Annotated in this window: 14 protein-coding genes; 10 read left to right on the plus strand and 4 right to left on the minus strand. The window is 68.0% G+C overall.

Annotated elements, in window-relative coordinates:
- Positions 1-5: 5 nt before the first annotated feature.
- The 4 genes from C0J29_RS10330 to C0J29_RS10345 all read right to left on the minus strand — a co-directional run bounded on the left by C0J29_RS10330 (position 6) and on the right by C0J29_RS10345 (position 13,239).
- Positions 6-4,523, minus strand: coding sequence for a type I polyketide synthase (locus C0J29_RS10330; RefSeq protein WP_120792250.1), 4,518 nt, complete (start codon positions 4,521-4,523; stop codon positions 6-8).
- Positions 4,520-10,048 (minus strand): type I polyketide synthase, encoded by a 5,529-nt coding sequence (locus C0J29_RS10335; protein WP_120792251.1) that lies wholly within the window; start codon positions 10,046-10,048, stop codon positions 4,520-4,522. Before C0J29_RS10335 ends, C0J29_RS10330 begins: the two co-directional genes overlap by 4 nt.
- Positions 10,045-11,796: a long-chain-fatty-acid--AMP ligase FAAL26/FadD26 gene (gene fadD26 / locus C0J29_RS10340; RefSeq protein ID WP_120792252.1), complete on the minus strand. Its 1,752-nt coding sequence runs from the start codon at positions 11,794-11,796 to the stop codon at positions 10,045-10,047. The genes C0J29_RS10335 and fadD26 overlap by 4 nt, the downstream gene beginning before the upstream one ends.
- A gap of 669 nt (positions 11,797-12,465) precedes the next feature.
- Positions 12,466-13,239 carry a thioesterase II family protein gene (locus C0J29_RS10345; RefSeq protein ID WP_242460630.1) on the minus strand — a complete coding sequence of 258 codons (774 nt, stop codon included), beginning with the start codon at positions 13,237-13,239 and terminating at the stop codon, positions 12,466-12,468.
- Positions 13,240-13,514: 275 nt separating this feature from the next.
- Between C0J29_RS10345 and sepIVA the strand changes: the two genes are divergently transcribed.
- The 10 genes from sepIVA (at position 13,515) to glnB (ending at position 24,388) form a co-directional block, all read left to right on the plus strand.
- Entirely contained in the window at positions 13,515-14,252 is a 738-nt protein-coding gene (sepIVA, locus tag C0J29_RS10350) for a cell division protein SepIVA (protein ID WP_065044004.1), read from the plus strand.
- Between the two features lie 53 nt (positions 14,253-14,305).
- The gene (locus tag C0J29_RS10355) at positions 14,306-14,902 is read left to right on the plus strand and encodes a YceD family protein (protein ID WP_120792254.1); all 597 of its coding nucleotides are present in this window, start codon (positions 14,306-14,308) and stop codon (positions 14,900-14,902) included.
- Positions 14,899-15,624 carry a ribonuclease III gene (gene rnc / locus C0J29_RS10360; RefSeq protein ID WP_065043756.1) on the plus strand — a complete coding sequence of 242 codons (726 nt, stop codon included), beginning with the start codon at positions 14,899-14,901 and terminating at the stop codon, positions 15,622-15,624. Before C0J29_RS10355 ends, rnc begins: the two co-directional genes overlap by 4 nt.
- A gap of 4 nt (positions 15,625-15,628) precedes the next feature.
- Complete coding sequence (mutM, locus tag C0J29_RS10365) at positions 15,629-16,501, plus strand: DNA-formamidopyrimidine glycosylase (RefSeq protein ID WP_120792255.1); 873 nt, start codon at positions 15,629-15,631, stop codon at positions 16,499-16,501.
- A gap of 83 nt (positions 16,502-16,584) precedes the next feature.
- Positions 16,585-16,992, plus strand: coding sequence for an OsmC family protein (locus C0J29_RS10370; protein WP_120792256.1), 408 nt, complete (start codon positions 16,585-16,587; stop codon positions 16,990-16,992).
- On the plus strand, positions 16,985-17,260 hold the full coding sequence (locus tag C0J29_RS10375; RefSeq protein ID WP_065043759.1) for an acylphosphatase: 276 nt from the start codon (positions 16,985-16,987) through the stop codon (positions 17,258-17,260). The genes C0J29_RS10370 and C0J29_RS10375 overlap by 8 nt, the downstream gene beginning before the upstream one ends.
- 201 nt (positions 17,261-17,461) lie before the next feature.
- Positions 17,462-21,058: a chromosome segregation protein SMC gene (smc, locus tag C0J29_RS10380; protein ID WP_120792257.1), complete on the plus strand. Its 3,597-nt coding sequence runs from the start codon at positions 17,462-17,464 to the stop codon at positions 21,056-21,058.
- 85 nt (positions 21,059-21,143) lie between these two features.
- Positions 21,144-22,484 carry a signal recognition particle-docking protein FtsY gene (ftsY, locus tag C0J29_RS10385; RefSeq protein WP_120792258.1) on the plus strand — a complete coding sequence of 447 codons (1,341 nt, stop codon included), beginning with the start codon at positions 21,144-21,146 and terminating at the stop codon, positions 22,482-22,484.
- Positions 22,485-22,640: 156 nt separating this feature from the next.
- Positions 22,641-24,047, plus strand: coding sequence for an ammonium transporter (locus C0J29_RS10390; protein ID WP_120792259.1), 1,407 nt, complete (start codon positions 22,641-22,643; stop codon positions 24,045-24,047).
- 2 nt (positions 24,048-24,049) lie between these two features.
- Complete coding sequence (gene glnB, locus C0J29_RS10395) at positions 24,050-24,388, plus strand: nitrogen regulatory protein P-II (protein WP_055577570.1); 339 nt, start codon at positions 24,050-24,052, stop codon at positions 24,386-24,388.
- Positions 24,389-24,411 lie beyond the last annotated feature (23 nt).

Raw genomic sequence — 24,411 nt, forward strand, 5'->3', positions numbered from 1 at the left:
AGCGGTCAGGTCAGCCTCTCCGAAAGTTGCCGCAGCAACTCGTCTTCGCTCAGGTCCTCGTACTCGTCCGGCTGCTCCTCTACCGCCACGGTCAGCTCGGCGAATTCCGGCAGCACGGTCGCCAGGTAGTCGGTCAGGCCGTACACGGTCGGGTAGTCGAAAACGACTGAGGCGGGCAGGTATTCGCCGAGGCTGTCCGACAGTGCCCGCTGCAGCGTCACACTCATCAACGAGTCCATGCCCAGTTGGAAGAATCCGGTGGACGGATCGAGCGTCTCGGTGGCCGGCATACCCATCACCGTCGCGGCCAGCAGTTCGACCTGGTCGAGCAGCATGTCGTGGCGACGGTGCGCGTCGGCGGCGCGCAGCGCTTTGCGGAACTCGCTCTCCGGCAGTGCGATGTCTGTCTGCGCCGGCAGCAGGTCATCGACGATGCGCAGCGATCCGCGGGTGCGGAATGCCGCCGCCAGCAACGGCCAGTCGGCGGCGACGACCGCGGTTCGCACCGCGGCACCCGGGCTCATCACGAAAGACAGTGCCCCGATCGCGGTTTCGTCGTCCATCGGAGTCAGCCCGGATTCGGCGCTGACCTGGCTGGCGTCCCGCTGCGCATCGGACAGGGACTTCCACAATCCCCAGTCGACGACGGTCGCCGGCAGTCCCATGGTGCGCCGTGCATAGGCCAAGGTGTCCAGGAAGGTGCTGGTCGCCGTGTAGTGGGCGAGCCACCGGGAGCCGAGCAGACCGGAGACCGAGGAGAACAGCACGAAGTGCCGCACCGGGTTGTCGGTCAGGTGGCGCAGCGACAGCCGGTGCAGCAGCGCCGCGGCGTCGAGCTTGGGACGGAACATGGCGGCGACATCGTCCCCGGACATCTCACTGAGCAGCACCGGACCGCCGGCGAACGCCGCGAGATAGATTCCCTCCAGCGGCGGTAGGTCGTTCCCGAACCGGTCGAACAGCGCGGCCATGGCGTCGGGGTCGGTGGCGTCGGCGGCCACTTCGACGAGATCGGTTCCGGTCGTGCGTAATTCGTCGGCCAGCTGCTGCAGCGCGCCAGGTTTGCGGGCCACGGCGACGACGGTGGTGGCGCCCATCCGGGCGAGCTGGCGGATCAGATGCGGCCCGATGTTGCCGGTCGCACCGATGACCAGCTGGCTGGTGTCGCCGCCGAGCTGTGTCGCCGGGGCGTCCGCGTCCTGCGGTCGCCAGTGCAGCCGCGGCACATGGCGGGTACCAGACCGGTACACCACCTGGTCCTCACCGTCGGCGAGTTCGGCGGCCGCGAGCACGCGCTGCGCGGCCAGTTCGGCGGGCATCGTGTCGTCGACGTCGATCAGGCCGCCCCAGACTTCGGGATGCTCCAGTGCCAGCGACCGGCCCAGGCCCCACAGCACCGCATGGACGGGGTTCGCCCGTTCGCCTTCGGCGACCGGCTGGGCGTTGCGGGTCATGATGAACAGCTTCTGCGGCAAACCGCCGGCGACCATCGCGGCGGCCAGCGCGCGGGCGGTGTCGAAGATCTGGTAGGCCGCGGGGACGTCGAACAGGTCACCGGCTGCCGGCGGCGCGTAGAGCACGTTGTCCACGCCGCGCAGCGCGTCGGGCACGTCGCCGGCGTCCTCGGGCAGGATCGTCACCCGGGAGTCCGCGGCAGCGACCATGGCGGCACTCAGTGCGGGCTCGGCGACCACCAGCCAGTCGGCACCGCCCGCGGTCTCCACCGCGGGTTCCGGGCTGACCGGCCAGTCCAGTTGGTAGCTCCAGGATTCGACGGTGTCGCCGGATTCGGAACGCTGAATCCGGTTGCGACGCGGACGTTCCGGGTTCACCACGTCCATGTCGATCCAGTGGTGGGTGTGCTGCCACGGGGTGGTGGGGACGGCCGGGTGCGGCTCGGGCGGGTGCGGGATGTCCGGTGGCTGCACCGTGTAGAGGTTGGTGCGGAACGTGACCGTGTCGTCGGTGTCGCGCTGCAGGGTGCCGACGGTGCGGTAGCCGGGGCCGGGCAGGGTTTCGGTGATCGCCTGGGTGAGCAGCGGGTGCGCGCTGATCTCGATAAAAGTGTGGTGCTGACCGGCCGCTGCGGCGATGGCCTGCTGAAAGCGCACCGGGTTGCGCATGTTGACGGCCCAGTGCTCGGCATCGAATGTGGTTGTATCGCTGAAGGTTTCGTACGTCGTCGAGATGACCGGCAGGGACGGGATGCGCGGCGCCAGGTCCGCCAGCTCCGCACGCATCGCCGGCTGCAGCGCGTCCATCGCCGGATTGTGCGGCGCCACTTCGATATTGACCCGGCCGGCGAAGCGGTTCTGGGCGCGCACCGCCGCGATCAGTTCGTCGATCTGCCCGCTGGGCCCGGAGATCACCGTCTGGCGGGGTGAGTTGTAGATGCCCAGCGTCACCTGCGGGTAATCGGCGATCAGCGCCTCGGTGGCCTCGGCGTCGAGCCCCAACATGGCCATCCCGCCCTGCCCGGACAGCGGCGCCATCAACCGCGACCGGGTGGCGGTGACCCGCAGGCCCTCCGCGGGGGTGAGCGCGCCGGCCACCACCGCGGCGGCCACCTCGCCCATCGAGTGCCCGATCACCAGGTCCGGCCGCACTCCGTGGGAGCGCCACAGTTCGGTCAAGGCGAGTTGCATGCCGATCAGGCCCAGCTGGATCTGCTCGATGCCCACCAGGTCCCGGCCGTCGGCCAGCACGTCGCGCAGCGAGAATCCCGCCTGCTCGACGAACACCGGGTCCAACTCGGCCACCGCGTCGGCGAAAGCCGGCTCCTCAGCCAGCAGTCGGCGCCCCATACCGGCCCACTGCGAGCCACGCCCGGAGTAGACGAACACGATGCCCGGTCCGGGCGAATCCTGCGCGCTCACGACGCCTTGCGCGTGTTGTCCGGCCGCCAGCGCACGCAGGGAGTCGACCGCCTGCTCGCGGTCGCGGGCCACCACCGTGGCGACCTTGGCGTGCCGGGTGCGATGGTGGTTGAGCGTGTGGGCGACGTCCGCGACGGCGACGTCGGTGACCGCCAGCCAGTCGGCCAGCGCCGCGGCCGTGGCGGCCAGTCGCTGCGGGGTCTTGCCCGAGACCACCAGCGCCGTCACCCCGGAATCCGACACCCCGGAATCCGGCGAAAGCTCGGGTCCCTGTTCGATGACGACGTGTGCGTTGGTGCCGCCCAACCCGAACGACGACACCGCTGCCCGGCGTGGCCCCTCGGTGCCGGGCCACGGGGTGTTCTCGGTCGGCACGAAGAAGCGGGTCGCCGCGGCGTTGATCGCCGGATTCCATTGCGAGAAGTGCAGATTCGGCGGGATCCGGCCATGTTGGACGGCCAGGGCCGCCTTGATGAAGCCGGCGATCCCGGCCGCGGCTTCCAGGTGACCGAGATTGGTCTTGACGGCGCCCAGCGCGCAGGCGCCCTCGCTCTGACCCTTGACAAGGCCGTAAGTCGCTGCCAGCGCTTCGAATTCGATCGGATCACCGAGCACCGTTCCGGTGCCGTGTGCCTCGACGTAGTTGACGCTCTCGGGCGCCACGTCGCTGGACCGCAGCGCGTCCGCGATCACATCGCACTGGGCGGCCGTGTTCGGCGCGGTGACGCCGTTGGAGCGGCCATCCTGGTTGACCGCGGAGCCGCGGACCACCGCCAGCACCCGGTCCCCGTCGCGGACCGCGTCGGTCAGCCGTTTGAGCACCACCACGCCGGCGCCCTCGCCGCGCACGAAACCGTCGGCGGCCGCGTCGAAGCTGGCGCAGCGGCCCTGGGGGGACAGCAGGCCCCACGCGGAGATGGCGATCTGGGTTTCCGGGCGCAGCGTGACGCTCACCCCGCCCGCCAGCGCCACATCGGTTTCCCGCAATCGCAGGCTCTGACAGGCCAAGTGCACCGCCACCAGCGATGACGAGCACGCGGTGTCCACCGCCACCGCAGGGCCCCGCAGCCCCAACAGATACGAGATGCGGCCCACGGTGATGCTGTGCGCATTTCCGGTTCCGGTGTAGGCGTCCACCGTGTCGGGATTGGCGGCCAGCATGGACTGGTACTCGTTGAAATAGACACCCATCATGACGCCGGCACGGGTCCCGGACAGCGAATCCGTCGGAATGCCAGCGTGTTCGAGCGCCTCCCAGGCCACCTCCAGCAGCATCCGCTGCTGTGGGTCCATCGCGGCGGCTTCGCGCGGCGTGATGCCGAAGAACTCCGCGTCGAAGCCGGCGATGTCGGGAACGAACCCGCCCCACTTGGTGGTCATGTGTCCCGGCGTCAGCGGGTCGGGGTCGTAGAAGGCTTCGGCGTCCCAACGGTCGGCGGGCACCGGCGAGATGGCGTTGCGGCCCTGCACCAGCAGGTCCCAGAAGCTGTCCGGCCCCACCACACCGCCGGGGAACCGGCAGCCGATTCCGACCACCGCGATCGGCTCGGCCACGGCGATCCGAGCGATCTTCTCGAACTCGCCTGCCAGGGCGGCGCGCTGCTGCGCGCTCATACCGGAAATCCGGCTGAAGGCCGTGCGCATCACGAAGGCCTTTCGGCCTCGGACGACGTCGACTCGATGCGGTCAAAAAGGCTGTCCAGCACACTGCCGGCCGACGCGGAGAGCGCGGCCATCTCGTCTTCGCTCGAATCCTGTTCGGGTGCAACCCGATTGGCCAGGTAGGTCGCCAGCGCCGCCACGGTCGGGTGGTTGAACAGCATGGTCGCCGACAGCTCGATGCCCACGAACTGCTCGGCCTCACGCCGAATCGCCATGGCCATCAGCGAATTGAGGCCGAGCTCGGCGAACGGGCGGTCGCTGTCCAGTTCGGTTTCGGGCAACCGGAGCTCGCGCGCGATAATGGCGCGCAGCCCGTTCTCGAACTCGTCGCGTATCTCCGAGGTCGAGAGCGCCGACCAGTCCCGGGTGGGGATCAGGTAGCTGTCCTCGAGGGCCGATCCGTCCGCCGTCGAGGGCACCGGCAGCACGACCGCCTGCGCGACGTCGTAGCCGTCGACGTACTCCCACGCGGTGAACGCCTCCTCAGGCGTGATCTCGCGCGACCCCAGGCGGGCCAGCTCGTCGCTGACGATCCGGTTATCCGCGGCGAACCCGAGTCCGCGCCATGCCACCCAGTCCACGCTCATGGTGTGGCAACCCCGTTGGTGGCGTGACCGCGCCAACGCGTCCAGGTAGGCATTCGCCGCGGCGTAGGAACCCTGGCCGGGAATCCCGAATACCGTTGCCGCCGAAGAGGTCAGGAAGAAGAAGTCGACACTGCCGGGCGGGAACGCGTCGTGCAGCACCTGGCTGCCACCGATTTTGGACCACACCACCTCACGCACGGCGTCGTCGGTCATGCTGGTCACCAGTTGGTCGTTGGTGACGCCGGCGGCGTGGATGACCCCGCGGATCGGTGTGGCGCCGTCGGCGTCCCGCCGCTCCAGCAGGGCCCGCAGCTGGTCAGTGCGTCCGATGTCGAGAGCGACGGCCTCGACGGCGACGCCGCGCATCTCCAGGGCGCGGATCGCGTCGATCTTGTGCCGCACTGCCGGGTCCAGGGTGTCCGAGTCCCAGTCTCGTCTCGGCGGCAAGGGGGTACGGCCGGTCAGCACCAGGCGCCGGGCGCCACGGTCGGCCAGCCAGCCGGCCATCAGCAGGCCGAGAGCGCCCATGCCGCCGGTGATCAGGTAGGCCGCGTCCGGTCGGCAATTCACCGGCTTGCGCACCGGCTCGCCGCGCACGGCGGCCAACGCCGGCGTGAGGACGACGTTGTCGCGAAGCACCAGAACGGACTTGCTTGGATGCTGGATGAGGTCGGCTAGGCCGTCGAACGATCCGGACTCGGCGAGATCGACCAGCCCGCCCCACAATTCGGGGTGTTCGGCGCCGATCACGCCGGCCAGACCCCACAGGACACTCTGGCGCAGCGCGGACGCGGTGGCTGACTCGTATACCCCGCGGGTGACGATCCACAGCGTGGCCTGGGTCGTCCGCTGGGCCAGCGTGCGGACCGCGGCACTGAGTTCCGCGCACACCCGGACAGCGAAGTCGACGTCGGTGGCGTCGCTCGGTTGGGGCTCCGCGACATACAGCACATACCGCGCGTCGGCGAGGTCGCCCGGCCCGAAGCCGCACTGCGCCAAGCCTTCTGGCAAACCGCCGCTCTCGTCGCCGAGGATCGCAACGGTGCCGGGACCCAGCGCCGCGCCAAGATCGACGCGCGGCTGCCAATCCAGCGTATGGGCGAAGGTCCGCGCGTCGGCATGCTCGGCGGCGGGCGTGGCGCCGAAGTCCAGCGCCCGGTAGCGAAGCGCGTGCATCGACAGGAACGGTGCCTCACCGTGCGCCCCGGCGGTGATGTCGACCGTGATTCCCTCGGCGTCGCTGCCGGTGCGGGTCAGCACCACCGCGCCGCGCGGTTCGTCGCCGGCACCGTTCAGCGACACCCGTTCGATGCTGGCCGGAACGTAGAGGCGTGCGTCGTCGACCTCGGACAGCGCCCCGACGATCACGGCGGCGTCCAGCAGCGGACCGGTGCAACCGTCGGGCAGGGCGTCCGGCAGTTGGATCGCGGCGTGCACGCCATTGGGGGTGGGCTGCCACGAATTCAGGGTCCACTTGAACGGCAGACCGTCCACGCCGCGCAGCGCGAGCTGTTCGGTGACGTCGAGCAGGTCGTCATCCAGCAGCGGCTGCGGCCGCGGCGAGACGATCGGCGCCGGCTCCTGCCACGCCGGCGACAGCCGGGCCGTCACATGCCGCGTCCAGCGGTCGGAGTCGACAGGGCGCGAGGCCAGGCTGATCGACTGGTCGTCGGCCACCACCTGGATCAGCCGCGGTTGATCGGCGAAGACCGGTTGGTCGAAGCGCACCGCGGACAGCGCAGGGTAACCCAATTCGTCTGCGGCGCAGAGCAATGTGCGCAGCACGACGGAGGCCGGAACCACCTCCACGCCGTGGAAGCGGTGCCGGCCACGGTACGGCTTGGCCTCGGGGGACAGCCGGGCCTGCCACAGGTGTGACGGCAGACCGCCGGACACGGCGGTGACTGTGCTGTGCCGGCCGAGCAGCGTGCCGGCCGCCGGTGCCGAAACCACCGAGTTGGCAGCACGTTTGGGGTCGATCCAGTGCCGGGAGCGTTGCCACGGCGTGCTGGGCAGCGGCGGGTGCGGTTCCGGCGGGTGCGGAGTGTGCGGTGGGTGGGCGCTGTGCACCGTATTGAGGTTGGTGTGGAAGGTGATGGTGTCATCGGTGTCGCGTTGCAGCGTGCCGATGCTGGTATACCGGGTGCCGTGCTGGGCGCTGTGCAGAGTGTCGATGACCGCCTGGGTGAGCAGGGGGTGCGCGCTGACCTCGATGAAGGTCTTGTGGTCGCCGCCGGCCACGCTGCCGGCCCATGAGATGGCCTGCTGGAAATGCACCGGGTTGCGCATGTTGACGGCCCAGTGCTCCGCGTCGAATACCGCTGTGGTGTCAGCGGATTCGTAGGTGGTGGAGATGATCGGAATGCTCGGGGTGCGGGGCTGCAGGTCGGCGAGTTCGGCGCGCATCGCCGGCTGCAGCGCGTCCATGGCCGGATTGTGTGGGGCCACTTCGATATTGACCCGGCTGGCGAAACGGTCCCGCGCCCGCACGCGGGTGATCAGGTCGTCGATCTGTTCGGTGGGCCCGGAGATGACGGTCTGGCGTGGTGAGTTGTAGATGCCCAGCGTCACCTGTGGGTAGTCGGCGATCAGCTCCGCAGTGGCCTCGGCGTCGAGCTCCAGCAGCGCCATCCCGCCCTGCCCGGACAACGGCGCCATCAACCGCGCCCGGGTTGCCGTCACCCGCAGCCCTTCGGCGGGGGTGAGCGCACCGGCGACCACCGCGGCGGCCACCTCGCCCATCGAATGCCCGATCACCAGATCCGGCTCCACCCCATGGGAACGCCACAACGCGGTGAGCGCCAACTGCATTCCGATCAGGCCCAACTGGATCTGCTCGATCCCAACCAGTTCTCTGCCCTCGGCCAGCATGTCGTGCAGCGAGAAGCCCGCCTGCTCGACGAACACCGGCTCCAGTTCGGCCACCGCGGCGGCGAAAGCCGGTTCGTCGGCCAGCAATCGACGACCCATGCCGGCCCACTGCGAGCCGCGCCCCGAGTAGACGAACACCGTGCCGGGACCGGGGGAGCCGTCCTCGGGGCCGACCACGCCGGGCCGGTGCTGGCCGGCGGCCAGGGCACGCAGCCCGGCAATCGCTTGTTCGCGACCTTCGGCGCCGCTGCGAGCGACCACGGTGCCGAATTTGGCCTGCCGCGATCGGTGGTGATTGAGGGTGTGGGCGACGTCGGCCAAGGACACGTCGGCTCCGGCGCCCTCCATCCAATCGGCCAGCACCGCCGCCGTCGCGGCCACGCGTTGCGGCGTCTTGCCGGCCACGATCAGTGTCGAGACGGCAGGTTCGAGGTCCGGCTCCGGTCCGGAGAGCGGCGGTGCGACGACCTCCTGACCTTGCTCGATCACCACGTGCGCATTGGTTCCGCCGAAGCCGAACGACGACACGCCGGCGCGGCGCGGATGCCCGGTTTCCGGCCAATCAGTCTGGCTGTCAACCACTTTCATCCGCAGATCGGCGAACGGGATGTGTGGGTTGGGGCTTTCGAAGCGCTGGTTGGGAGGGATCTGGCCGCGCTGCACCGCCAGGACGGTCTTGATGAAACCGGCGATGCCGGCCGCGGCCTCGGTGTGGCCCAGGTTGGTCTTGACGGCGCCCAGCAGCAGAGGAGCGTCGGCGGGGCGGCCGCGACCCAGCACGGTGCCCAGCGCGCGGGCCTCGATCGGGTCGCCCAGCAGGGTCCCGGTTCCGTGGGCCTCGACGTAGTCGACTTCGGTGGGCTGCATGCCCGCGTTCGCGTACGCGGCCCGCAACACGGCCATCTGCGCGGCGGGATTGGGCGCCATCAACCCGTTGGACCGGCCGTCCTGGTTGACCGCCGAGCCGCAGATGACCGCAAGCACCCGGTCGCCGTCGCGCTGGGCATCCGTCAACCGCTTGAGCACCACCACGCCGGCGCCCTCACCCCGGACGAATCCGTCGGCGGCAGCGTCGAAGGCGCGGCAGTGACCGGTCGGCGACAATGCACCCACCTGATCGAAACCGCGAAATACGGCCGGGGACAACAACAAATTCACGCCGGCCGCAATCGCCAGTTGCGAGTCCTGGGTACGCAGACTCTGGCAGGCCAGGTGGATGGCCACTAACGACGACGAACACGCGGTGTCCACCGCCACCGAGGGCCCGCGCAGGTCGAGGAAATACGACAGGCGGTTGGCGATGATGCTCATGGCGCCACCGGTGTTGCTCCACCCGTCGATCTGCTGAAGGTCGGTGGAGGCGATGGCACCGTATTCGCTCAAGCACGACCCGGCGAACACGCCCGTCTGTGAGCGGCGCAGGGAGCTGGGCGGAATCCCGGCATGCTCCAAGGCTTCCCACGCCACTTCAAGCAGCAGCCGCTGCTGTGGGTCCATCTTGTCGGCTTCGCTGGGCGAGATTTCGAAGAACTCCGCGTCGAACGCGTCGATGTCGGGCAGGAACGAACCCCACCGGGTGGTCCGGGCGAGTACGGCTTTGACTTCAGCGGAACCGTCGTCGAAGAGTTCCCACCGCTCGTCGGGAACCCTTCCGATCGAGGAACGTCGTTCACAAAGGAAGTCCCACAACGCATCCGGTCCGGAGATTCCGTTCGGGAAGCGGCACCCCATGCCGATCACCGCGATCGGCTCGTCGAGTGAGTTACGGCCCGGACGCTTGAGCGCGGCCGCTTCCGGCTCTGGTTCGGGAGCGGTGAGATGGGCAGCCAGGTCGTTGATCGTCGGGTGCTCCCAAAAGTCGATGGGGGATACGGTCCTGCCCAGCAATTCGGTCAGCTCCCCGGACAGCACGACGGCATCGCGGGAGCTGACGCCGAGATCGGCCAGCGACAGGTCGGGGTCGACCTCGTCGGGTCGGCATCCGATGTTGGTGACCAGGTAGTCGACAAGCCAGTGGCGGAGGTCGGCCTCGCCGCTGATGCTCGCCGTCATACGGTCACATCCAGCCGCTTGAAGCCGTCGCTCCGATACCGCTCGACGCAGGCGGACCGCCGGATCTTGCCGCTGGTGGTGATGGGGATGGAGCCGGGAGACACCAGGACCAGGTCCGCGACCCGCAGACTGTGTGACCGCGAGATCGCCGAGGTGACCTCCCGCTTGACCGAGCGGAGCTTGAGCATGGCGTCCTCGGCCGACGCGCCGCGTCGTTTCAGCTCGATGATGGCCACCAACTGCTCGGTGATGTCGTCCGGAACCGAGATCGCGGCGACCCTGCCACCGGTGATCTCCTGGATGGTCGCCTCGATGTCGTCGGGGTAGTGGTTGCGGCCGTCGACGATGAGCAGGTCCTTGATGCGGCCCATGATGAACAGCTCACCCTCGGACAGGACGCCCAGGTCCCCGGTGCGCAGCCACGGTCCTTCCGGCGTACCCGGGGCCGGGTCGACGATGTGGGCGTTGAAGATGCGGTTGGTCTGCTCGGGCTTCTGCCAATAACCCAGGGCCACATGGTCGCCGTGCACCCAGATCTCGCCGACGTCGCCGGACATGTTCTCGACCATGGTGTCGGGGTTGACGATCCGCACCGCCGACGGGTCCGGGCAGCCGTAGCTGATGAGTTCGGTGCCGACCGTCCCTTCGGGGCCGCAGCGCTTGGCCTGGCCGGCGGAGAGGTGTTCATAGTCGAACCGCACCGTCGTGGGCGCGGTGCCGGGTTCCGGCGCGGCCACGTACAGCGTGGCCTCGGCCAGGCCGTAGGACGGCCGAACCGCGGTGGGGCTGAGATTGTATTTGGCGAACCGCTCGGTGAAGCGCTTGACGGTCGCCACATGGATCCGTTCGCTGCCGCTGACGATGCCGACGACGTCGCCCAGGTCCAGCCCGGCCATGTCCTCGTCGGACGTTCGGCGCACGGCCAATTCGAAAGCGAAATTCGGTGCGGCGGAAAATGGCGACGGGTGGGTGGCGAGCAGTTGCATCCAGCAGGCCGGGCGGCGCAGGAATGCCATGGGGCTCAGCAACACCGCACTGCGTTCGGCGACCATCGGCGCGCAGATTCCGAGAATCAGGCCCATATCGTGAAATAGCGGCAACCACGACACCACGGTTCCGTTGGGAATCTTGGCCAGGTCACCGAAATAGCCGTACAGGCTCTGCGTCACATTCGAGATGACATTGTGGTGCGACACCACGACGCCGGCCGGCGTGCGGGTGGACCCGGACGTGTACTGCAGATAAGCCGCCCCGCTGGACAATCTGGGGACAGCCGACGATTCCCGCGGGGAATCCAAATCGAGCAGGTCGACTTCAATGATGAAGGGCGCGGACTGACCGTTCTGCGCGGTGGCGTATTTCGACACATCGCTCACCACGGACGACGTCGTGAGAATGGCGACCGGCCTGGAGTCCCGCAGCACCGCGGAGACGCGGTCATCGTGGATGCCGTACTGCGGCGTGGACAGCGGAACGGCGATGAACCCGGCCTGCAGCGCACCGAGGAATGCGACGACGTATTCCAGACCCTGCGGGGCCAGGATCGCTACCCGGTCACCGGGTGAACCGCACAGCTTGAGTTCGTCGGCGATCACGCAGGCGCGGCGGTGGACCTGAGACCAGGTCAGCGTCTCAGCAAATCCTTTGGGGTCCAGTCCGTAATCAATGAACGTGTACGCCGCGGTCTCGGCCTGCTGATCCGCCCGCTGCTTCAGCAAAGCGGGTAGAGACCCGTCAGTCACCGGCATCGGTTTACACTCCCATTCGAACGTTTGCCCTTGTGCACTGTTGCGGCCTCGCTGAAATCCAAGCGAGGCCGCATAGCGGTGCGACCAGTTCCGTTGAACGGCACCCGTGAGATGCTTAGCCCGAGTCGACGGTTACTTGCTTCCCCACCGAAGCACGTCTGTGTGCCGCCGGATGATCGCCCTTGGACTAATTCCGCTCCCCTTACAACTAGTCGCGTGTTCAACGGTAATCATCTCTCGGTACGGGTGGGGGCATTATCGGAAAATCCACACGCTTCCCACAGCTCTCACAGAGGTCGTCGCCCGATGGCGCAGGTGGCTGATCTGCGCTGAATCTTATTTTCTCCTGCCTGGTGCTGTGGTTGATGTGACCTGTGATACACCGGTGGCGGATGTGACATCGCGAGAACTGAGCGTGCAGCTCTCCTGGCCGCAACCGGGTTTTTTCTGGGACCAGCGTCCCGTTGTGACGAGAGTAACACCACTTGCGGAGGTGCCTGGGCGGCGTTTTCCGGATCTGTTTGCGGCGCCGGCGGGCGCGCTTCGTCGGCGCACCCCGCGGTCACTACGGAGCAGCGGTGCGGTCGACGGCCCGGCGAACTTTGCCGTCGCCCCGCCAGCGGGGAGCGGTGACGCATCAGGGCCTGCCGACGACGGCGCCCGGCAAATTCAGTCGGCCCACTCCATGGTCCTGGTCTCGATGTCGCTGACCAGTTCCGGCAAATTGGCGTTCACGTAGAAGTGGTCGCCAGTAAACACCCGGAGCGCGAACTCGGAGGTCGTGCGGTCGCCCCACGGCGCCATGTCGTCCTGGGTGGATATCCAGTCCTTGTCCCCGATGAAGCCGTAGATGGGACACGCCAGCTTGGCCTCCGGCGGGCTGTCGTAACCGGCGATCGCACGCGCCGCCCGCAGCGTCGGCAGCACGCCCACCAGGAACTCCTCGTCATTGAAGAATTCCGGATTCATGCCGGTCATCTGTGCGACCAGGTTCAGCATCTCGTAGTCGGACATCCCTTGGATCTGCTTGTAGCGAATATGACCGGGAGCCGAACAGGCTGAAACGAAGAATGCGAGTACCTGATAGCCGGCCGACTGGAAGCGTAATGCGACCTCGAATGCCAGCATTCCGCCCATACTGTGCCCGAAGAAGGCGACCGGGACATCAGGCCGGGCGGACGGCTTCATCATCGCGAATATTTCATCGGCGAGGCCGGGAATGCTCGATAGCGGTGGCAGTCCGGTCCCGTCCCCTTGGCCGGGGTATTTCACGGCAATGCGCGAAATGTTTCCGGAGAATTCGCGGGAAAACGGAACGTAGTCTTTGGCGGTACCGCCGGCGTGCGGGAAAATATACAACGTCGGTTTATCGGAATTCCCACCGTTGTTGCTGTTGGTCGAACTCCCGTGCACCGGGCCAGCATAGCGTGGCTTCGGAAACAGGCTGACCGCTTCGACATCACTGCCATGTCGCTGGTGTGGCGTCCGCGGAGCAGGCCGGCCGTCGCCAATGCGCTGCCCCGTCCGGGCCTGCGGCGATAGTCTGGGTGGCAAACCATGTGCATTCGGAACGTCTGCAAGGCCTGGGCAGGACATAGACAACGTGAACGCGACCAAGCGCCCGAAAATTGAGCCCGACACACCGGTGCCATCACCGCTGTCACAGACGTAACACCAGGCACACTGGTAACAACAAATAACGCCAGGAGGGTATGGCCGTGTACCGAGTCTTTGAAGCGCTGGACGAGCTGAGCGCAATTGTCGAAGAAGCCCGTGGCGTGCCGATGACGGCAGGGTGCGTCGTTCCGCGTGGTGATGTCCTGGAACTGATCGACGACATCAAGGACGCGATCCCCGGCGAACTCGACGACGCGCAAGACGTGCTCGATGCCCGTGACTCGATGCTGCACGACGCGAAGTCGCACGCCGACTCGATGGTGTCGTCGGCGACCACCGAGTCCGAGTCGATGGTCAACCACGCCCGCGCCGAGGCCGACCGGTTGCTGTCCGACGCCAAGGCGCAGGCCGACCGGATGGTCAGCGAGGCACGTCAGCACAGTGAGCGGATGGTCGGCGAAGCGCGCGAGGAGGCCATGCGCATCGCGGCCTCGGCGAAGCGGGAGTACGAGGCCAGCGTCAGCCGCGCCAAGACCGAGTGCGACCGGCTGATCGAGAACGGCAACATCTCCTACGAGAAGGCCGTGCAGGAAGGCATCAAGGAACAGCAGCGGCTGGTGTCGCAGAACGAGGTGGTTCAGGCCGCTCATGCCGAGTCCACCCGGCTCATCGACACGGCGCACGCCGAGGCTGACCGGTTGCGCGGCGAGTGCGACATCTATGTCGACACCAAGCTGGCCGAATTCGAGGAGTTCCTGAACGGCACGCTGCGTTCGGTCGGTCGGGGCCGTCACCAACTGCGCACCGCCGCGGGCACGCACGACTACGTGACCCGGTAGTCCCGGCGCCATAAGCGCTAGACCTGGGCGCTGCGCGCCGTAGGATTCCCCGTATGGCAAGGCAGCACGGCCAGACGACTCAGCGACGCGCCATTACACCGTTGACCATCGATGTGGCCCGGTTGGGACGACGTCCAGGTTCCATGTTCGAGATCCATGACACCGTGGACAGTCCGTTGCGCATCGGGGTGGAGTTGATCGCGATTGCGCCCGGCGCGCCGCTGGATCTGGATCTGAGAGTCGAGTCGGTGTCCGAAGGCGTGCTGGTGACAGGCACGGTGGAAGCCCCGACCGCCGGCGAGTGTTCGCGCTGCCTGGCGCCGATCCAGGGCCGGGTCCAGGTGGGGCTGACGGAACTGTTCGCCTACCCGGACAGTGCCACCGAGGCCACCACCGAGGAAGACGAGGTGGGTCACGTCGTCGACCAGATGGTCGACCTCGAGCAGCCGATCATCGACGCCGTCGGCCTCGAGCTGCCCTTCTCTCCGGTGTGTTCGCCGGATTGCCCGGGGCTGTGCCCGCAGTGCGGCGTTTCACTGGCCGCCGAGCCCGGACACCAGCATGAACTGATCGACCCGAGGTGGGCCAAGCTGGCCGCAATGCTGCCCGAACAGGACGAATCGGACGCCAAACAGCGAGGTGAGCAGTGAGCCAGTCGCGACAGACACTGCTCGATGCACTTGGTGTCGATCTGCCCGACGAACTGTTGTCCCTGGCGCTCACGCACCGCAGCTATGCCTACGAGAACGGCGGGTTGCCCACCAACGAGCGCCTGGAATTCCTGGGCGATGCGGTGTTGGGATTGACCGTCACCGACGAGCTCTACCACCGGCACCCCGACCGTTCCGAGGGCGACCTGGCCAAACTGCGGGCCAGCGTCGTCAACACGCACGCGCTCGCCGATGTCGCGCGCACCCTGACCGACGAGGGGCTCGGCGCACATGTGCTGCTGGGCCGCGGCGAAGCCAACACCGGCGGCGCCGACAAGTCGAGCATCCTCGCGGACGGCATGGAATCGCTGCTGGGCGCGATTTATCTGCAGCACGGCATCGAGGTGGCGCGCGAAGCGATCCTTCGGTTGTTCGGCCCGCTGTTGGATGCGGCTCCGACGCTGGGCGCCGGCCTGGACTGGAAGACCAGCCTGCAGGAGCTGACCGCGGCCCGTGCGCTGGGTCCGCCGTCGTACGTGGTGACCTCCACCGGCCCCGACCACGACAAGGAATTCACCGCAACCGTGGTGGTGATGGAGACGGAGTACGGGTCTGGCGTCGGGCGCTCCAAGAAGGAGGCCGAGCAGAAGGCGGCCTCGGCGGCGTACAAGGCATTGGAAGCTTTGGAAGCGCTCGACACCGCCGGGAAGTCGTCCGCCTAGCCAGATGCCTGAACTACCAGAAGTCGAGGTGGTGCGGCGCGGTCTGCAAACCCACGTGGTGGGCAAGACGATCACCGGCGTCCGGGTTCACCACCCCCGCGCTGTCCGCCGGCACGAAGCCGGTCCCGCGGATCTCACCGCGCGCCTGCTCGACGCCCGGATCACCGGAACCGACCGGCGCGGTAAGTATCTGTGGCTGACCCTGAGCACCCCCGACACCGACGAGGTCGAACCGGACACCGCGCTCGTCGTACACCTGGGCATGAGTGGCCAGATGTTGCTGGGCGTGGTGCCGCGGGCCGAGCACGTCCGGATCTCGGCGTTGCTCGACGACGGGACGGTGCTGAGTTTCGCCGATCAGCGCACCTTCGGCGGCTGGCTGCTGGCCGACCTGGTGGACGTGGATGGCAGCGTCGTTCCGGAACCCGTCGCGCACATCGCCCGTGATCCGCTCGATCCCCGATTCGACGCCAAAGCGGTGGTTGAGGTGTTGCGGCACAAGCACTCCGAGATCAAACGTCAGTTGCTCGACCAGCAGGTGGTCTCGGGCATCGGGAACATCTACGCCGACGAGGCCCTATGGCGGGCCAAGGTCAACGGCGCGCGGATCGCCGCCACCCTGTCGCGGCCCAAGCTGACGGCTGTGCTGGACTCCGCAGCCGAGGTGATGCGCGAGGCGTTGGCCAAGGGCGGCACATCGTTCGATTCGCTGTATGTCAACGTCAACGGCGAATCGGGTTACTTCGACCGTTCGCTGGACGCTTACGGGCGCGAAGGCGAGAACTGCCGCCGGTGTGGAGCGGTGATGCGCCGGGAAAAGTTCATGAACCGCTCGTCGTTCTACTGCCCGCGCTGCCAGCCGAGGCCACGAGGTTGACGACGGGCTTGATCCTGCGCCCAGGGCGACAATTTCGTCGAATCCACGCCCTCACCGCAGGCTCAACGACAAGAAAGGAAGTCATGACGGAACTCTGGGTGGAGCGCACGGGCACACGCCGGTACACCGGGCACAGCTCGCGGGGAGCGCAGGTGCTGATCGGCAGCGAGGACGTCGACGGCGTGTTCACCCCCGGCGAGTTGCTGAAGATCGCACTCGCCGCTTGCAGCGGCATGTCCAGCGATCAGCCACTGGCCCGGCGCCTCGGCGACGACTACCGGGCGGTGGTCAAGGTGGCCGGAGTCGCTGACCGGGACAACGAGGTCTACCCCCTGCTCAAGGAGAAACTCGAACTGGACCTCTCGGGCCTGACGGAGCAGGAGAAAGAGCGCCTGATCACCGTCGTCAACCGGGCCATCGACGCGGTCTGCACTGTCGGGCGCACGCTGAAGTCGGGCACCACGGTGACATTCGAGGTGGTAGATGCCTGACGTGCGATTGACGGCATGGGTGCACGGCCATGTTCAGGGCGTGGGATTTCGCTGGTGGACCCGCTGTCGGGCGCTGGAGCAGGGCCTGACCGGGTACGCGGCCAACCAGGCCGACGGCCGGGTGCTGGTGGTGGCCAACGGCACGCGCGAGGGCGGCGAACGGCTCCTCGAACTCCTGCAGGGTGGCGATACGCCGGGCCGGGTGGACAAGGTGGTCGCCGACTGGTCGGAGCCGACGGAGCAGTTCAGCGGTTTCGTCGAGCGCTAGCGCCGGGCACTGCTGCCACTACAGCGCCGTTGTCGCTGTGAGCCGGGCATACCGACTGCCGGCCGAGCCAGAGGCCACTGTGGCAGCTGTGACCACTGCGACGGCAGTCATCTATCCGGGCAACAAATCGGACCGAAACCACCCCTAGGGCAGTCGCGTGCGGCGCGGGGTCGCACAGTCCGAGCGGTAATCTGGCCCCTCGTGTACCTCAAGAGTCTGACGCTGAAGGGCTTCAAGTCCTTCGCCGCGCCGACGACTCTGCGTTTCGAGCCGGGCATCACTGCCGTCGTCGGGCCGAACGGATCGGGCAAGTCCAACGTGGTCGACGCGCTGGCCTGGGTGATGGGGGAGCAGGGGGCCAAGACGCTGCGCGGCGGGAAGATGGAAGACGTCATCTTCGCCGGGACCTCCTCGCGCGCGCCGCTGGGCCGCGCCGAGGTCACCGTCACCATCGACAACTCCGACAACGCGCTGCCGATCGACTACAACGAGGTCTCAATCACCCGCCGAATGTTCCGCGACGGCGCCAGCGAGTACGAAATCAACGGCAGCAGTTGCCGATTGATGGATGTGCAGGAGCTGTTGAGCGACTCCGGCATCGGCCGGGAGATGCACGTGATCGTCGGGCAGGGCAAGTTGGACGAAATCCTGCAGTCGCGCCCCGAAGACCGTCGGGCCTTCATCGAAGAGGCCGCGGGCGTGCTCAAGCACCGCAAGCGCAAGGAAAAGGCGCTGCGCAAACTCGACGCGATGGCCGCGAACCTGGCCAGGCTCAGCGACCTCACCACCGAACTGCGACGCCAACTCAAACCGCTGGGACGCCAGGCGGAAGTGGCGCGGCGGGCCCAGACCATCCAGGCCGATCTGCGCGACGCCCGCTTGCGCCTGGCCGCCGACGACCTGGTCAACCGGCGTTCCGAGCGGCAGGCGATCTTCGACACCGAGACCACCATGCGCCGCGAGCACGACGAGGCCGCCGCCCGGCTCGCGGTGGCATCCGAGGAGCTGGCAGCGCACGAGGCGTCGCTGGCTGAGCTCTCCCAGCGCGCCGAAGCCGTCCAGCAGACCTGGTTTCGGCTGTCGGCCCTGGCCGAACGGGTCGGGGCGACGGTGCGGATCGCCAGCGAACGCGCCCACCACCTCGATATCGAGCCGGCAAGGACCAGCGACACCGACCCCGAGGCGCTGGAGGCCGAGGCCGAGCAGGTGGCGCTCTTCGAGGAGCAGCTGCTGGCCGAACTGGCCGAGGCCCGCACCCGGCTGGATGCCGCGCGCGCCGAGCTGGCCGAGCGGGAGCGCCGCGCCGTGGAGGCCGACAAGGCGCACCTGGCGGCGGTTCGGGCCGAAGCCGACCGGCGGGAGGGTCTGGCGCGGCTGGCCGGCCAGGTGGAGACGATGCGGGCACGCGTCGAGTCGATCGACGACAGCGTCGCGCGGTTGTCCGAGCGGATCGAACACGCCGCTGCCCGGGTGGAGCAGACCCGCGCCGAGTTCGAAGGGGTGCAGAGCCGGGTCGGGGAACTGGACCAGGGCGAGGTCGGCCTCGACGAGCACCACGAGCGGACGATGGCCGCGTTGCGGCTGACCGACGAACGCGTCACCGAATTGCAGGTCGCCGAACGTGCCGCCGAACGCCAGGTGGCGTCGCTGCGTGCTCGCATCGATGCGCTGTCGGTGAGCCTGGAGCGCAAGGACGGCACCGCGTGGTTGGCCCGAAACCACAGTGCCACAGGACTTTTCGGTTCGGTGGCGGAACTGGTCAAGGTGCGGCCGGGTTATGAGGCGGCGCTGGCGACGGTGCTGGGCTCTGCGGCCGACGGGCTGGCGGTGGACAGTCTGGGCGCCGCACGCACCGCGGTCGCCGCGCTGAAACAGGCCGACGGCGGCCGGGCGGCGCTGGTACTTGGCGATTGGCCGGCCCCGCCGCGCCCGGCGATCGACCTGCCGGGGGGCGCGGCGTGGGCGCTGGACCTGATCGAGGCGCCGCCGCGGTTGCGCGGGGCGATGGTGGCCATGCTCTCGGGCGTCGCGGTCGTCGACGATCTAGGCGCGGCGCTGGAGCTGGTCGCCAACCATCCCCAACTGCGGGCGGTGACACTCGACGGCGATCTGGTGGGTGCCGGCTGGGTGAGCGGTGGATCCGACCGCAAGGTGTCGACTTTGGAGATCGCCTCCGAAATCGAGAAGGCGCGCGATGAGTTGGCTGCCGCGGAGACGCAGGTGGCGCAGCTCAGTGCCGCGCTGTCCGGCGCCCTGACCGAGCAGTCCGCCCGTCAGGACGCCGCCGAGCACGCGCTGGCCGCCCTCAACGAGTCCGACACCGCGATCTCGGCGATGTACGACCAGCTCGGCCGCCTCGGCCAGGAGGCCAGAACGGCCGATGAGGAGTGGAACCGGCTGCTGGCTCAGCGTGAGGAGCTGGAAGCCGGCCGGGCCCGGACCGTCGACGAGGTCGTCGAACTCGAGACTCGGCTGCGCAACGCGCAGGAAACCGAGCACGTCCAGCAAGCAGAGCCGGTCGACCGGCAGGAGATCGCGGCCGCCGCGGACGCGGCGCGCAGCTTCGAGGTCGAGGCCCGGCTGACCGTGCGCACCGCCGAGGAGCGCGCCAACGCGGTGCGCGGACGCGCCGATTCGCTGCGCCGCGCCGCGGCGGCCGAACGCGAGGCGCGGATCAGGGCTGAACAGGCGGCGGCCGCCCGGCTGCGCGCCGCGTCGGTGGCTGCGGCGGTGGCCGAGTCCGGGCGCCTGCTCGCCTGGCGGCTCAACCGGGTGGTCGATGCGGCGTCGTTGATGCGCGACGAGCTGGTCGCCGAGCGCCAGCAGCGATCCGCCGCCCTGGCCGCCGTGCGGGAGGAAACGAACCTGCTGAGCTCGCGGGTGGCCGCACTCACCGATTCGCTGCACCGCGACGAGGTGGCCAACGCCCAGGCTGCGTTGCGGATCGAGCAGCTCGAACAGACGGTGCTCGAGCAGTTCGGGATGGCTCCGGCCGACCTGATCGCCGAATACGGCCCGGATGTCCCGCTGCCGCCGACGGATCTGGAGATGGCGGAGTTCGAACAGGCCCGGGAGCGGGGGGAGCAGGTGGTCGTCCCGGCCCCGATGCCGTTCGACCGCACCACCCAGGAGCGTCGGGCCAAACGCGCCGAGCGTGAACTCAACGAGCTGGGCAGGGTCAACCCGCTCGCCCTGGAGGAGTTTGCTGCGCTGGAAGAACGGTACAACTTCCTGTCCACTCAGCTGGAGGACGTGAAGGGCGCCCGCAAGGATCTGCTGGACGTGGTCGCCGACGTCGACGCCCGGATCCTGCAGGTGTTCAGCGAAGCGTTCGTCGATGTCGAACGAGAATTCCAGATCGTGTTCACCGCGCTGTTCCCCGGCGGCGAGGGCCGGCTGCGGCTGACCCAGCCCGACGACATGCTCACCACCGGCATCGAGGTGGAGGCCCGCCCGCCCGGCAAAAAGGTCACCCGGCTGTCTTTGCTGTCCGGTGGCGAGAAGGCCCTGACCGCAGTGGCCATGCTGGTCGCCATCTTCCGGGCCCGCCCGTCGCCGTTCTACATCATGGACGAGGTGGAGGCCGCGCTCGACGACACCAACCTGCGCCGGCTGATCAGCCTGTTCGAGATGCTGCGGGATCGCTCGCAGTTGATCATCATCACCCACCAGAAGCCCACCATGGAGGTGGCCGACGCGCTGTACGGCGTGACGATGCAGGGCGACGGCATCACCGCCGTCATCTCGCAACGCATTCGCGGTCAGCAGGTGGACCGGCTGGTGGCTAACTCTTCGTAGGTTGCCCGTAGCGTGGGGCTGACAGCCCGCCAGCCCGTACCGCCCCCTTAGTTGGGGGAATCAGTTCTGGGAAGGATTCATCAGCGTGTCGCAAGGTCTTTGGATCGCCATCGCGGTCATCGCCGCCCTGGTCATCATCGCCGCGCTGGTCTTCGGCCTGGTGCGCTACCGCAAGCGCCAGATCAGCCTGGCGCCCAAGGCCACGCCCGAGGCGATCGACCGCTCCGGGGGCTACACCGCGTCCTCCGGCATCACGTTCAGCCAGACCCCGACGCTGCAACCAGAGCGGATCGACACCACTGGGCTGCCCGCCGTCGGCGACGACGCCACCATCCCGCGCGACGCGCCCAAGCGTCCCATCTCCGAGGTCCACCTCCCCGAACTCAAGCCCGAACTCAAGCCCGAACCCAAGCTCGAACCCGAACCGGAGCCGGCGCCGGAGCCGACACCCGAGCCGATACCGGCGCCCGAGCCCGAACTCGAAGCGCCCCAGATCGAGGCGATCGAGCCGACGGAAGGGCGGCTGGAGCGGCTGCGCGGCCGGCTGGCCCGGTCACAGAACGCGCTCGGGCGCAGCATGCTGGGCCTGATCGGCGGCGGCGACCTGGACGAGGACTCCTGGCAGGACGTAGAGGACACCCTGCTGGTCGCGGACCTGGGTCCGGTAGTGACCGAAGCGGTCGTCGCGCAGTTGCGTACCCGGCTGGCGAGCAGCAACGTCCGCACCGAAGCCGACGCCCGGGCGGTGCTGCGTGATGTGCTGATCAAAGAGCTGCACCCGGAGATGGACCGGTCGATCCGGGCGCTGCCGCATGCCGACCATCCGTCGGTGCTGCTCGTCGTCGGCGTCAACGGCACCGGAAAGACCACCACGGTCGGCAAGCTGGCGCGGGTGCTGGTGGCCGACGGACGCCGCGTGGTCCTCGGCGCGGCCGACACGTTTCGCGCGGCCGCGGCTGACCAGCTGCAAACCTGGGCGTCGCGGGTCGGCGCGGAAGTGGTGCGCGGCGCCGAAGGCGCGGACCCGGCCTCGGTGGCGTTCGACGCCGTCGACAAAGGCATCCAAGCCGGCGCCGACGTCGTCCTCATCGATACCGCGGGCCGGCTGCACACCAAGGTCGGACTGATGGACGAGCTGGGCAAGGTCAAACGCGTGGTTACCCGCCGTGCCGCAGTGGATGAGGTGTTGCTGGTCCTGGACGCCACGATCGGGCAGAACGGCCTGGCTCAGGCCAAGGTGTTCGCCGAGGTCGTGGACATCACCGGCACCGTGCTGACCAAGCTGGACGGAACGGCCAAGGGCGGCATCGTGTTCCGCGTTCAGCAGGAACTGGGCGTGCCGGTGAAGCTGGTCGGCCTCGGCGAGGGCGCCGACGACCTGGCGCCGTTCGAACCGGCCGCGTTCGTCGACGCGCTGCTCGGCTAAAAGCGCTTACACAGCAACTTTTACGTTAATCCTGACGAAACACGGCGGCTCCATTGCCGCAACAACTTATGCGCATGGTTCTCGTCAGGTCACCAGTCATCATTCTGGGGCCCTCCCAACGCTGACTGGAGGTGATAGCGAGTGAGTTTCCCTGTGATGGGCCAGCCTAATACCGGCGATACGGCCTGGATGTTGGCGAGTTCGGCACTCGTGCTGCTGATGACGCCGGGCCTGGCGTTCTTCTACGGCGGCATGGTTCGTGCCAAGAGCGTGCTCAACATGATCATGATGAGCATCAGCGCGATGGGCGTCGTGACGGTGCTGTGGGTGCTCTACGGCTACTCCATGGCATTCGGCACCGACACCGGCAACGTCGTCGGCAGCCCGACCGAATACTGGGGCCTGAAGGGCCTGATCGGCGGCAACGCGGTTGCGGCCGATCCGAGTAAGGGCGTCGCGGCGACGGACATCCCGCTGGCAGGCACCCTGCCGGCCACCGTCTTCGTGGCATTCCAGTTGATGTTCGCGATCATCACCGTCGCCCTGATCTCCGGTGCGGTCGCCGACCGGCTCAAGTTCAGCGCCTGGCTGGTGTTCTCCGGCCTATGGGCCACGCTGGTCTACTTCCCGGTTGCGCACTGGGTGTTCGCCTTCGACGGGTTCGCGGCCGAGAAGGGCGGCTGGATCGCCAACAAGCTGCACGCGATCGACTTCGCGGGCGGAACGGCGGTGCACATCAACGCCGGTGTGGCGGGCCTGGTGCTGGCGATCGTGCTGGGCAAGCGCAAGGGCTGGCCCACGACCCTGTTCCGGCCGCACAACCTGCCGTTCGTGATGCTCGGCGCCGGATTACTGTGGTTCGGCTGGTACGGGTTCAACGCCGGTTCGGCAACCAGCTCGAACGGCGCCGCGGGGTCGACCTTCATGGCCACCACAATCGCCACCGCGGCAGCGATGCTCGGCTGGCTGCTCACCGAGCGCATCCGCGACGGCCACGCCACCACCCTGGGTGCCGCTTCGGGCATCGTCGCCGGACTGGTCGCGATCACGCCGTCCTGCTCCTCGGTGAACGCGTTGGGCGCGCTGGTGATCGGTGTGGTCGCGGGTGTGCTGTGCGCGCTGGCGGTGGGACTGAAGTTCAAGCTCGGCTTCGACGACTCGCTCGACGTGGTCGGGGTGCACCTGGTCGGCGGTCTGGCCGGCACCCTGATGGTCGGCCTGGTGGCCGCACCCGAGAGCGTCGCGATCAACGGCGTGACGGGCGTGTCCAAGGGATTGTTCTACGGCGGCGGATTCGACCAGCTGGAACGCCAGGCAGTGGGCGCGTTCGCGGTTCTGGCCTACTCCGGCGTTGTCACGCTGATCCTGGCGCTTATCCTGAAGTACACCATTGGGCTGCGGCTGGGAGCAGAGCAGGAAGCGGCGGGCATCGATGAGTCGGAGCACGCTGAGAGCGGCTACGATTTCGCGGTCGCCAGCGGTTCGGTTCTTCCCCGCGCCAGCCTGCCGGACACCCCGAACGGCCTGCAGGCTCGAGTGGCCGAGAAAGTTGAGGCGGAATAGAAATGAAGCTGATCACCGCGATCGTCAAGCCGTTCACCCTCGACGACGTCAAGACCAGCCTGGAGGACGCCGGTGTCCTGGGCATGACGGTCAGCGAAATCCAGGGCTATGGGCGGCAGAAGGGCCACACCGAGGTCTACCGGGGCGCTGAGTACTCGGTCGACTTCGTGCCCAAGGTCCGGATCGAGGTCGTCGTCGACGACTCCATCGTCGACAAGGTCGTGGACAGCATCGTCCGGGCGGCTCGGACGGGCAAGATCGGCGACGGCAAGGTGTGGGTCAGCCCCGTGGACACCATCGTGCGGGTGCGCACCGGTGAGCGCGGTTCTGACGCCCTGTGAGGTAGTCCGACCTTGCTGAAGCT

Source organism: Mycobacterium paragordonae, from assembly GCF_003614435.1.
In the GTDB taxonomy this organism is placed as follows: Bacteria; Actinomycetota; Actinomycetes; order Mycobacteriales; family Mycobacteriaceae; genus Mycobacterium; species Mycobacterium paragordonae.

What these genes read in the sequence shown, in the direction of transcription:
- C0J29_RS10335 (WP_120792251.1), bottom strand. Translation starts at nt 10,048, where the DNA reads ATGACGGCGAGCATCAGCGGCGAGGCCGACCTCCGCCACTGGCTTGTC.
- fadD26 (WP_120792252.1), bottom strand. Translation starts at nt 11,796, where the DNA reads ATGCCGGTGACTGACGGGTCTCTACCCGCTTTGCTGAAGCAGCGGGCG.
- C0J29_RS10355 (WP_120792254.1), top strand. Translation starts at nt 14,306, where the DNA reads ATGGCAAGGCAGCACGGCCAGACGACTCAGCGACGCGCCATTACACCG.
- mutM (WP_120792255.1), top strand. Translation starts at nt 15,629, where the DNA reads ATGCCTGAACTACCAGAAGTCGAGGTGGTGCGGCGCGGTCTGCAAACC.
- C0J29_RS10370 (WP_120792256.1), top strand. Translation starts at nt 16,585, where the DNA reads ATGACGGAACTCTGGGTGGAGCGCACGGGCACACGCCGGTACACCGGG.
- C0J29_RS10375 (WP_065043759.1), top strand. Translation starts at nt 16,985, where the DNA reads ATGCCTGACGTGCGATTGACGGCATGGGTGCACGGCCATGTTCAGGGC.
- C0J29_RS10390 (WP_120792259.1), top strand. Translation starts at nt 22,641, where the DNA reads ATGGGCCAGCCTAATACCGGCGATACGGCCTGGATGTTGGCGAGTTCG.
- glnB (WP_055577570.1), top strand. Translation starts at nt 24,050, where the DNA reads ATGAAGCTGATCACCGCGATCGTCAAGCCGTTCACCCTCGACGACGTC.